The sequence below is a fragment of the Angustibacter aerolatus genome, assembly GCF_054776675.1.
This window is the reverse complement of the sequence record NZ_BAAHBM010000100.1, coordinates 1-10,256: the sequence shown is the minus strand read 5'-3', so window position 1 is coordinate 10,256 and position 10,256 is coordinate 1. Positions and strand designations below refer to the sequence as shown.

Sequence of the window (10,256 nt, the reverse complement as noted above, 5' to 3'; positions counted from 1 at the left end):
CGCGGCCGGTGACCACCAGCGGGTCGGCGGCGCGCTGGCCGGGTTGCGCCGCACGCACCGCCGCGTCGAGGCCAGACGCCGGGCGCTGCACGAGCGGGTCGAGGCCGGCGCGCACCACCTGGGGGCTGCCCTCGCCGCGACCGCGCCCGACGGCTAGGTCGTCGACGCGGTCGGCATCACCAGCGCCGTGGCCACCGCCGCGAGACCCTCGCCGCGGCCGGTCAGGCCGAGGCCGTCCGTCGTCGTCGCGCTGAGCGACACGGGTGCGCCCACGGCGTCGCCCAGCGCGCGCTGCGCCTCGTCGCGCCGGTCACCGAGCCGCGGCCGCACACCGATGAGCTGCACCGCGACGTTGCCGACCTCGAAGCCGGCGGCGCGCACCAGCCGGGCCGCCTCGGCGAGCAGCACGACCCCGGGGGCGCCGGCGACCTCGGGCCGCGAGGTGCCGAAGTTGGTGCCCACGTCGCCCAGGCCGGCCGCCGAGAACAGGGCGTCGCAGCAGGCGTGAGCGACCACGTCGCCGTCCGAGTGGCCGTCGAGGCCGGGCTGGTCCGGCCAGTGCAGACCGGCGACGTGCAGGGGGCGCCCGGCGTCGTCCGGTGCGAAGGCGTGCACGTCGGTGCCGACACCGACCCTGGGCAGCGAGGCGCTCACGACCCCATCCTGGCAGCCGGTGCGTCGGCGTCGGCGAGCAGCTGCGCGGCCCGCCCGAGGTCGTCGGCCGTGGTGATCTTCAGCGCCAGGGGGTGCCCGGGCACCACGTGCACCGGCTCGCCCAGCCGCTCCACGAGGCCGGCGTCGTCGGTGACGCTGCTGCCGCGTCCCGCCTCGTGCGCGCGCTCGAGCAGCGCGCGGTCGAAGCCCTGCGGGGTCTGCACCGCGCGCAGGCCGGCGCGGTCGGGGGTGTCGAGCACCCGGCCGGCGGCGTCGACCCGCTTCACGGTGTCGACCAGCGGCAGCCCCGGCACGACCGCACCCAGCCGCCGCGTCGCCTCGACCACCTGCGCCACCAGCTCGGGCGGGGCCAGGCAGCGCGCGGCGTCGTGCACGAGCACCACGGCGCACCGGTCCGGCAGTGCCTGCAGGCCGGCCGCCACGGACGCCGAGCGGTCGGCACCGCCGGTGACGACCGTCGTGCCGGGCAGCAGCTCGACCGCTCGGGCGTGCAGCTCGTCGGGCACCACGGCCACCACGTGCCCGACGGCCCCGCTCGTCCGGACGCGGGCGACGGCGTGCTCGAGCAGGGTCACCCCGCCCAGCGGGACGAAGGCCTTCGGGACGGCGGCCCCGAGACGGGTGCCGCTGCCTGCAGCGACGACGACGCACCCGACGAGGTCGTCGGGTGCGTCGTGGTGTGCCGTCAGGAGGCGAGGACCTCGTCGAGCAGCGACTCGGCCTTGTCCTCGTTGGTGTGCTCGGCCAGCGCCAGCTCGCTCACCAGGATCTGCCGGGCCTTCGCCAGCATGCGCTTCTCGCCGGCCGACAGGCCGCGGTCCTTCTCGCGGCGCCACAGGTCGCGGACGACCTCGGCGACCTTGATGACGTCGCCGGACGCCAGCTTCTCGAGGTTCGCCTTGTAGCGGCGCGACCAGTTGGTCGGCTCCTCGGTGTGGGGCAGGCGCAGGACCTCGAACACGCGGTCGAGGCCCTCCTGACCGACGACGTCGCGGACGCCGACCAGGTCGCAGTTCTCTGCGGGGACCTCGATGGTCAGATCACCCTGCGCGACCTTCAGGACGAGGTAGAGCTTGTCCTCGCCCTTGATCGCGCGGGTCTTGATCTGCTCGATCAGGGCCGCACCGTGGTGGGGGTACACGACCGTCTCGCCGACTTCGAACACCATGTGATGTTTTCCCCTTTCGCGACGACCAGAATACCACGGCAGGGGCCTCCCCCAGAAGTCCCGATCGCGGCGTCTTCGCAGGTCAGAGGCCCTGTCGGCCCCGTTTCGCCCCTTGACAGCAGCCGACTCGACGTGCATCCGCACCACCTCGGGGCCGGTCGGCGGGGCGCCCGCCGAGCTCGTTCGATAGGCTGCCGACGGCCCGGCAAGGCACCGGCCGAAGGCCCCGACCGAGGAGAACCGCAGCCGTGAAGCGACCCCGACAGCGCGCCCTCGTCGCGGCCCTGGCCGCCGCGCCGCTGCTGCTCACCACCGGCTGCGGTCTCACCGCCGCGACGACCACGGCCTACACGAAGGACGTCACCGACGGCGTCGACGCGCAGGTCGGCGACGTCGACGCGCGCAACCTGCTCGTCGTCGGGCGCAAGGGCACCGAGGGCGTCGTCTCCGGTGCGCTGGTGAACAACGGCGACCAGGCGGTCACCGTGACGGTCGCGACCCAGGGCGCCCCCCAGCCGGTCGAGGTGCAGCTCGCCCCCGGCGTGCTCGTGCAGCTCGGCAGCGCGACCGGGCAGACCGCCGTCGTCACCGGCACGCTGAGCGAGGCGTCGGGAGCCCTGCTGCCGGTGCAGCTCACCACCCCCGCCGGCGGCACCGTGGCCATCCAGGTGCCGGTGCTGCCGCCCACGCTCGAGTACGCGACGATCACCCCGCCCGCCAACTGAGCGGGCGGGCGCCCCTGGGCCTCAGGCCTCGAGCTTGTAGCCCAGCCCGCGCACGGTCGTGAGCAGCGTCGGGTTGCCCGGGTCGGCCTCGATCTTCGCCCGCAGCCGCTTCACGTGGACGTCGAGCGTCTTGGTGTCGCCGACGTAGTCGCTGCCCCACACGCGGTCGATGAGCTGCATGCGGGTGAGCACCCGGCCCGCGTTGCGCATCAGCAGCTCGAGCAGCTCGAACTCCTTCAGCGGCAGCGGCACCTGCTCGCCCTGCACGGTGACGACGTGCCGATCGACGTCCATGCGCACCGGGCCGGCCTCGAGGCTGGCCGGCACCAGGTCGTCCGGCTCGGCGCGGCGGCGCAGCACGGCCTTGACCCGCGCCAGCAGCTCGCGGCTCGAGTAGGGCTTGGTCACGTAGTCGTCGGCGCCGAGCTCGAGCCCGACCACCTTGTCGATCTCGCTGTCCTTGGCGGTCAGCATGATCACCGGCACGTTGCTGCGGTTGCGCAGCTGGCGGCAGACCTCGGTGCCCGACAGTCCGGGCAGCATGAGGTCGAGCAGCACGAGGTCGGCGCCGGAGCGGTCGAACTCCTCGAGCGCGATCGGGCCGGTGGGGGCGACGGCGACGTCGTACCCCTCCTTGCGCAGCAGGTACGACAGCGGGTCGCTGAAGGACTCCTCGTCCTCGACGACCAGGATGCGGATCATCCGCGAGCCTCCTCGGGCTGGGGGGTGCGGGTGGCCGGGACGTCGGCCGGGTCGTCGGCGAGCGCCCGGTCGGCCGTGGCCGCGTCGGGCAGTCGCATGGTGAACGTGGCGCCCTCGCCGGGGCGGCTCCAGACCGTGACCTCGCCGCCGTGGTTGGCGCAGACGTGCTTCACGATCGCCAGGCCGAGGCCGGTGCCGCCGGTGGCCCGCGAGCGCGCGGGGTCGACGCGGTAGAAGCGCTCGAAGATGCGCACCTGCTCGTCGTCCGGGATGCCGACGCCCTGGTCCTTCACGGTGATCTCGACCAGGCCGTGGTGACGGTGCACGGCGACGGCGACCTTCGTGCTGCCGGGCGAGTAGGCCACCGCGTTGTCGACGAGGTTGCGCACGGCCGTCATCAGCAGGTCGCCGTCGCCGAACACCTCGGCGCGGGGGTCGCCGCTGCACACGATGTCGATGTCCTTGGCCGACGCGACGAGGCGGCAGCGGTCGATGGCGTCGCTCACCACGGCGTCGATGCCGACCCGCTCGGGTTGGTGCAGCGTGTCGGCGACCTGCAGCCGCGACAGGTCGACGATCTCCTGCACGAGGCCGGTCAGCCGCGCCGACTCCACCTGCAGGCGGCCGGCGAACCGGCGCACCGCCTCGGGGTCGTCGCTCGCGCCGAGCACGGCCTCGGCCAGGAGCGAGATGCCGCCGACCGGCGTCTTCAGCTCGTGGCTGACGTTCGCCACGAAGTCGCGGCGCACCTCCTCGAGCCGCCGAGCCTCGGTGCGGTCCTCGACGAGCACCAGCAGGTTGCTGCCCATCAGCGGCGCGACCCGGGCGTGCACGACGAGCCGGCCGCGGCCGAGCGGGCCGCGGGCCAGCTCGAGCTCGCTCTCGCGCACCTCGCCGTCGCGACGCACCTGCCGGGTCAGCTGGCGCAGCTCGGGGTGGGTGAGCTCGTTGCCGCTCACGATGCCGTAGGCGTACGCCGAGGGGCTGGCCTTGAGCACCGAGTCGTCCTCGGCGACCACGACCGCGCTGGAGCGCAGCGCCGCCAGCACCGACTCGGCGCCGGGCGGCAGCTTGGGCTGCGGCTGCTCGGGCACCCGCTGCTGGGTGCGCTCGGACCAGCGGGTCGCCAGCAGGGCGCCGGCACCGAGCAGCAGCCCGCCGATCACCCCGAGGGTCGCCGCCGTCGTCGCATCCACGGTCACCAGCGTACGCAGACGGGTCGACCGCACCGCGCCGCGCGACCGTGCGTGAGCGGGCGCTTCGTGAGATGTTCACCCGGCCACGGGCGCCCGTTCACGTGGCGCTGGCACGCTCGTCACGGCGCCGCGGGTGACGTGGCTGCTGCAGCGTGCCCGGCGCCCCGTCGGCGCCGGACGACAGAGAGGACGGCCTCAGGCCATGCGTGACTCGTTCCACGAGGAGCTCGACCGGACGTCGGACCAGCTCGTCGAGATGACCCGGCTGGCCGGCTCGGCGATGACCCGCGCCACCACGGCCCTGCTCGACGCCGACCTGCACATCGCCGAGAGCGTGATCGCCGCCGACGAGGAGATCGACCGCATCCAGCGCGAGCTCGACGACCGCGCCGTCGACCTGCTCGCCATGCAGCAGCCGGTCGCCACCGACCTGCGCATCGTCATCACCAGCATGCGGATGAGCGCCGACCTCGAGCGGATGGGCGACCTGGCCCGGCACGTCGCGAAGGTCGCCCGCCGCCGCTACCCGGAGTCCGCCGTCCCCGCGGCCCTGCGCTCGACGCTGCTCGAGATGGGGCAGGTCGCCGAGCGCATCGTCTCGAAGGCCGGATCGGTCATCGCCAGCAAGGACGTCGACGCCGCGGTGCGGCTCGAGCAGGACGACGACGAGATGGACCGCCTGCACCGTCAGCTGTTCCAGGCGCTGCTCGGCGGCCAGTGGGACCACGGCATGGAGGCCGCCGTCGACATCACGCTGGTCGGCCGGTACTACGAGCGGTTCGCCGACCACGCCGTCTCGGTCGCCCGCCGCGTGGTCTACCTGGTCACCGGCGAGTGGCACAACGAGTACGTCGCGCCGGACGCGCCCCCGGCGGGCGACCCCGTCGCCAGCTGACCACCTGGTCGAGGTACGAGCAGCGGTTCACGCGGACGTCGTCCGGTGAACCGCTGCTCGCATCTCGGCGTGCGGGGTCGGTGCGTCAGCGGCCCTGGTTGGCGACGGCCTGGACGGCGGCGGCCGCGGCCTCGGGGTCGAGGTACTCGCCGCCGGCCTGCAGCGGGCGCAGGTCCTCGCTGAGCCGGTAGACCAGCGGGATGCCGGTGGGGATGTTCAGCCCGGCGATGTCGTCGTCGCTGACGCCGTCGAGGTGCTTGACCAGCGCGCGGATCGAGTTGCCGTGGGCGGCGAGCAGCACGACCTTGCCGTCGCGCAGGTCGGGCACCACGGCGCCCTCCCAGTACGGCAGCACCCGCTCCAGCACGTCGGCCAGGCACTCCGCGCGCGGCGCAGCGGCCCCGAGGTCGGCGTAGCGGGGGTCGTGGGCCTGCGAGAACTCGCTGTCGTCGTCGAGCGGCGGCGGCGGCACGTCGTACGAGCGGCGCCACAGCATGAACTGCTCCTCGCCGAACTCGGCCAGCGTCTGCTTCTTGTCCTTGCCCTGCAGCGCGCCGTAGTGCCGCTCGTTCAGCCGCCACGAGCGCCGCACCGGGATCCAGTGCCGGTCGGCGACGTCGAGCGCGATGAAGCCGGTGGTGATGGCCCGCCGCAGCAGCGAGGTGTGCACGACGTCGGGCAGGATCGCGGCGTCGCGCAGCAGCTCGCCGCCGCGCTGCGCCTCGGCGCGGCCGACGTCCGACAGCTGCACGTCGACCCAGCCGGTGAACAGGTTCCTGGCGTTCCACTCGCTCTCGCCGTGGCGGAGCAGGACCAGCGTGTAGGGCGCGTCGCTCATGCCCCCGACCCTACCGAGCGGCGTCAGTCGGCGAGCAGGTGGCGGAACGCGTCGAGGTTGCGCGTCGACTCGCCGCGCGACACCCGCCAGGCCCACTCGCGGCGCATCGCGGTGAGGAACCCGATGCCCAGCAGCGGGTCGAAGGAGGAGTCCGCGACGTCGAGCAGGGTGCCGAGCAGGCCGTCGAACGTCTCGGGCGTCACGCCGACGAGCGGCAGCCGGCCGACGAGGTAGACGTCGCCGTCGGCGTCCTGGCAGAACGCGACGCCCTGCAGCCGGGCGTTGCGGCGCAGCAGCCAGCCCTGGAACTCCTCGACCCGCTCGTCGGGGCGCCGCACGACGAAGGCGGACGCCGAGAGCGAGTGGTCGCCGACGAGCAGCGACACGGTGGTGCGCTGCTTGTGCTCGCCCGGCAGGGTGGCCACGACCTCACCGGGGCGGGCACCCCGCTCGTGCTCGACGCCGGACGCCGTGAGCTGGTCGAGCACGAGCGCCTCGACCCGCTCGCGCTCGCTCACGGCAGGATCTGCAGGTTGGACGGCGGCGCCTGCACCTGCGGCCGGGCGGGCACGCCGGTGGCCTCGGCGTACACCTCGACGAGGCGGTCGACCGTGGCGTCCCAGCTGTACCGGGCCGCCTGGCGCACGGCCCCGGCGCCGAGCCGCGCGCGCAGCACGTCGTCGTCGAGCACCCGCGCCAGCGCCGTCGCCCAGGCCCCCGGCTCGTGCCCGTCGACGAGCAGCCCGCTCTCGCCGTCGCGCACCGCCTCGCACACCGCGCCGACGGCGGCGACCACCACGAGCGTGCCGCAGGCCTGCGCCTCGAGCGCCACCAGGCCGAACGACTCGCTGTGCGACGGCACGGCGACGGCGTCGGCCGCGCGGTACCAGTCGACGAGCCGGCCGGCACCGGCCGGCGGCTCGAAGCGGACGACGTCCGCGACGCCCAGCTCGTGGGCGAGGCGCACCAGCGACTCGGGCCGGCGCAGGCCGCTGCCGCTGGGTCCGCCGACGACCGCCACCACCAGGTCGCGGCGCAGCTCTGGACGGCGGCGCAGCAGGTCGGCGGCCGCCCGCACCAGGACGTCGGGCGCCTTCAGCGGCTGGATGCGGCCGACGAACAGCAGCAGCCTCGCCGTCTCGGGCACGCCCAGCGCGGCGCGCGACGCGGCTCGCGAGCCCGGGGCGAACCGCTCGAGGTCGACGCCGGGCGGCACGACCGACACCTTCTGCGGCGGCGCGGCGTACAGCTCGACGAGCTGGCGGGCCTCCTCGCCGGTGTTGGCCACCAGCCGGTCGGCGGCCTCGACCACCTGCGACTCGCCGATCTCGCGCCCGGCCGGCTCGGGGGTGTCGCCGTCGGCCAGGCTGAGGTTCTTGACGCGCGCCATCGTGTGCATCGTGTGCACCAGCGGCACCTGCCACCGGTCGGCGGCCAGCCACCCCACCTGGCCCGAGAGCCAGTAGTGCGAGTGCACGAGGTCGTACCAGCCCGGCGGACGGGCGGCCTCGGCGCGCATGACCCCGGCTGCGAATGCGCACAGCTGCCCCGGCAGGTCCTCCTTCGCCAGGCCCTCGAACGGCCCGGCGGTCACGTGCCGCACGAGCACGCCGGGCACCAGCTCGACGGTGCGCTCCTGGCGGCTGCTGGTGGCCCGCGTGAACACCTCGACCTCGACGCCGCGCTGGGCCAGCCGGCGGGCGGTCTCGACGACGTACACGTTCAGGCCGCCGGCGTCACCGGTGCCGGGCTGCTCGAGGGGCGAGGTGTGGACGGCGAGCATCGCCACCCGGTGCGGCAGCCCCACCTCAGGCCACCGGCTCGCTCTGCTCGCGCACGTCGTCCAGGGTAGGCCGGGCGGCCGGCCGCGCACGCCGACGCCCCCGAGCGCGGCCCCGGGTCCCGCCGAGATGCGCCCAGCGGTTCACCGCGGGACCCGGCGGTGAACCGCTGGCCGCACCTCGTCAGCGCAGCAGGCCGGCTGCCCGCAGCGCCGAGCGCAGGCGCTGCGCATCGGGGTCGTCGGCGCGGTAGAGCACCACCTCGCGGTCGAGCGGGGCGTCGAGCTCGACCTGCGTCGCCGTGGCGGTCGAGGGCTGGACGCCGGGCGGCGGGTCGGGCAGGTCGGTGCCCTCGTGCCGGCGTCCGGTGAACAGCTCGACCCAGTCGCCGGGCGGCAGGCCGGCGCGCACGCTGCGCTCCCCCGCCCGCAGCACCGGGACGACGAGCAGCGAGTCGCCGAAGAACCAGCCCGCGGCGGTGGAGGGCTGGGTGAGGCCGGGCTCGTCGACCGTCACCGGCCGCACGACGGGCTCGCCGGAGGCCACGGCGTCGCGCAGCACGCTGCGCCGGTAGGACGCGCTAGCCGCCACGAGCCGGCTGCTGCGGGCCAGCGACGCGACCCGCGCGGCCGACCAGTCGAGCGGCCCGACCGACGCGTCCGTGCGCAGCAGCGTGCCCCACGTCTGCAGCTGCGCCCAGCGCGCCGCGACGTCGTCGTCGACCGCACCGGGCACCGCCGCGTGCACGAACGGGGCGCCCGAGACGCCGGCGTTCGCGGTGGCCGCCACCACCGCGGGCAGGTCGGGCACGTCCAGCGACAGCGCCCCCGTCGCCGCCGGCGTGGTCTCGTCGGCCGCCGCCTGCACGGTGAGGCAGTCGGTGCCGGCCCGGTCGCAGGCGTCGCGCACCAGACGGGCCCAGCGCGACGGCCAGCCCCCGCGCTCGGTCGCCCCCGAGCCGTCCGCCAGCCGGGCGTCGGGCGGCAGCTCGGCCCCGCCCTCGACGACCCAGCCCGAGAGCCGCTCGGCGCGCAGCCGCCCGGCCAGCTGCCCGGCGTACCACTCGACCGCGTCGGGATCGGTCAGGTCGAGCAGCGCACCCGGCACCGTGCCGCGGTCGACGTCGGCGACGGGCACCCGCGCCTCGCCCGCGGCCGAGCGCACCAGCCAGCCCTGCCGTCGTGCGGTAGCCAGCAGCCGCTGCTCGGCGGCCGGGTCGCCAGGGCGCGGGCTCGGGGCGAAGGCCGGCGACACCGACGCCACGACCCGCACGTCGCGGTCGCGCAGCCGCTCCACCAGGCGGGTCCAGCCGGGATAGCGGGCGGTGGCGCCGCCGTCCGGCACGACCGCCGCAGCGACCACCGCGTCGGCGTCGAGCAGGCGCTGCACCGAGCGACGCACGACGTCCGGCGAGCCGTGCACCCCGACCAGCGCACCCGACGTCGCCCAGGTCGGCGGCGGGGTCACCGGCGGCAGGTCGCTCGCGTGCTGGGCCAGCACCTGCGTCGGCCGCCCGTCGTAGACCCGCAGCCGGGCGGTCTCGTCCCAGACGGTGGTGTCGACGCGGCCGGCGTGGCGCAGGTCGACGACGGCGTGCGCCGAGCCGTCGACGCCGACGCCCGTCCCGTCGCTGCCCAGCCAGAACCGCACCGGCGCGAGGGTCACCGCACCCGACCCGTCGGTGCGGGCGTTCAGCCGATCGACCCAGCCGTCGCCGGCGACCGGACGCCGCGGCACCAGCGGGTAGCGGCCGTCGCGCAGCACCGCCGCCGACGGCTGCGCGCCGAGGCCGCGGTAGCTGTAGCCGGCGCGGCGGTACTCGTGCCAGGCGACGGCGCTCGCCCCCGGCACGTCCGCGGTGAGCACCACCCGCGAGTCCTGCACGCGGCGGGTGACGGTGAGCGTGAGCGGCAGGGCGCCGGCCGCCAGCGGGTCGCCGTCGGAGATGCGGCCGGTGTAGACCACGGCGTTCGCCTCGAGCCGCCGCCCGGTGAGCCGCACGTTGCCCAGCGAGCGGTCGACCTGCTCGTCGGCCTGCAGCACCTCGTCGCCGACGCCACCGCGCCACCGCAGCCGGCCGACCGCCGCCGTCACCGGCGACCCGCGGTCGACGCCGCGCCACACCACCCGCGCCCGGCGGTTCACGACGAGGCCGCCGCTGCCGATCTGCGCGTACACGCCGTTGCCCAGCGAGACCGCGCCGCGCGCGACGTCGTCGACCTGCAGCAGCCCGGGCTCGAGGTCGCTCGCGTCGCGCGCCGCCCGCAGCGTGGGCT

Annotated in this window: 11 protein-coding genes; 2 read left to right on the top strand and 9 right to left on the bottom strand. The window is 75.6% G+C overall.

What is annotated here, in order from left to right:
* Positions 1-153: 153 nt before the first annotated feature.
* Genes ispF through ACYVI6_RS16385 form a run of 3 tightly spaced genes read right to left on the bottom strand, consistent with a single transcriptional unit; the run spans position 154 to position 1,843 of the window.
* Positions 154-654 (bottom strand): 2-C-methyl-D-erythritol 2,4-cyclodiphosphate synthase, encoded by a 501-nt coding sequence (gene ispF, locus ACYVI6_RS16395; protein WP_460447391.1) that lies wholly within the window; start codon positions 652-654, stop codon positions 154-156.
* A complete protein-coding gene (ispD, locus tag ACYVI6_RS16390) occupies positions 651-1,364 on the bottom strand; it encodes a 2-C-methyl-D-erythritol 4-phosphate cytidylyltransferase (protein ID WP_460447393.1) in 714 nt (237 codons plus the stop codon). Before ispD ends, ispF begins: the two co-directional genes overlap by 4 nt.
* A complete protein-coding gene (locus ACYVI6_RS16385; protein WP_460447390.1) occupies positions 1,361-1,843 on the bottom strand; it encodes a CarD family transcriptional regulator in 483 nt (160 codons plus the stop codon). Before ACYVI6_RS16385 ends, ispD begins: the two co-directional genes overlap by 4 nt.
* Before the next feature lie 248 nt (positions 1,844-2,091).
* On the opposite strand from ACYVI6_RS16385, the gene ACYVI6_RS16380 reads away from it, so the two are divergent.
* Complete coding sequence (locus tag ACYVI6_RS16380) at positions 2,092-2,568, top strand: hypothetical protein (RefSeq protein ID WP_460447389.1); 477 nt, start codon at positions 2,092-2,094, stop codon at positions 2,566-2,568.
* A gap of 21 nt (positions 2,569-2,589) precedes the next feature.
* Here ACYVI6_RS16380 and ACYVI6_RS16375 read toward each other — a convergent pair whose 3' ends face one another.
* Positions 2,590-3,270 (bottom strand): response regulator, encoded by a 681-nt coding sequence (locus tag ACYVI6_RS16375; RefSeq protein ID WP_460447388.1) that lies wholly within the window; start codon positions 3,268-3,270, stop codon positions 2,590-2,592.
* Entirely contained in the window at positions 3,267-4,466 is a 1,200-nt protein-coding gene (locus tag ACYVI6_RS16370; RefSeq protein WP_460447387.1) for a sensor histidine kinase, read from the bottom strand. Before ACYVI6_RS16370 ends, ACYVI6_RS16375 begins: the two co-directional genes overlap by 4 nt.
* A 202-nt stretch (positions 4,467-4,668) precedes the next feature.
* On the opposite strand from ACYVI6_RS16370, the gene phoU reads away from it, so the two are divergent.
* Positions 4,669-5,361 carry a phosphate signaling complex protein PhoU gene (phoU, locus tag ACYVI6_RS16365; RefSeq protein ID WP_460447386.1) on the top strand — a complete coding sequence of 231 codons (693 nt, stop codon included), beginning with the start codon at positions 4,669-4,671 and terminating at the stop codon, positions 5,359-5,361.
* A gap of 85 nt (positions 5,362-5,446) precedes the next feature.
* Here phoU and ACYVI6_RS16360 read toward each other — a convergent pair whose 3' ends face one another.
* The 4 genes from ACYVI6_RS16360 to ACYVI6_RS16345 all read right to left on the bottom strand — a co-directional run.
* Positions 5,447-6,199 (bottom strand): phosphoglyceromutase, encoded by a 753-nt coding sequence (locus tag ACYVI6_RS16360; RefSeq protein ID WP_460447385.1) that lies wholly within the window; start codon positions 6,197-6,199, stop codon positions 5,447-5,449.
* A 23-nt stretch (positions 6,200-6,222) separates the two neighbouring features.
* Positions 6,223-6,717: a type III secretion system chaperone family protein gene (locus ACYVI6_RS16355; protein ID WP_460447384.1), complete on the bottom strand. Its 495-nt coding sequence runs from the start codon at positions 6,715-6,717 to the stop codon at positions 6,223-6,225.
* A complete protein-coding gene (mshA, locus tag ACYVI6_RS16350) occupies positions 6,714-7,982 on the bottom strand; it encodes a D-inositol-3-phosphate glycosyltransferase (RefSeq protein WP_460447392.1) in 1,269 nt (422 codons plus the stop codon). The genes ACYVI6_RS16355 and mshA overlap by 4 nt, the downstream gene beginning before the upstream one ends.
* A gap of 181 nt (positions 7,983-8,163) precedes the next feature.
* Positions 8,164-10,256: TIM-barrel domain-containing protein (locus tag ACYVI6_RS16345; protein ID WP_460447383.1), on the bottom strand; the 2,093-nt coding region annotated here is incomplete at its 5' end.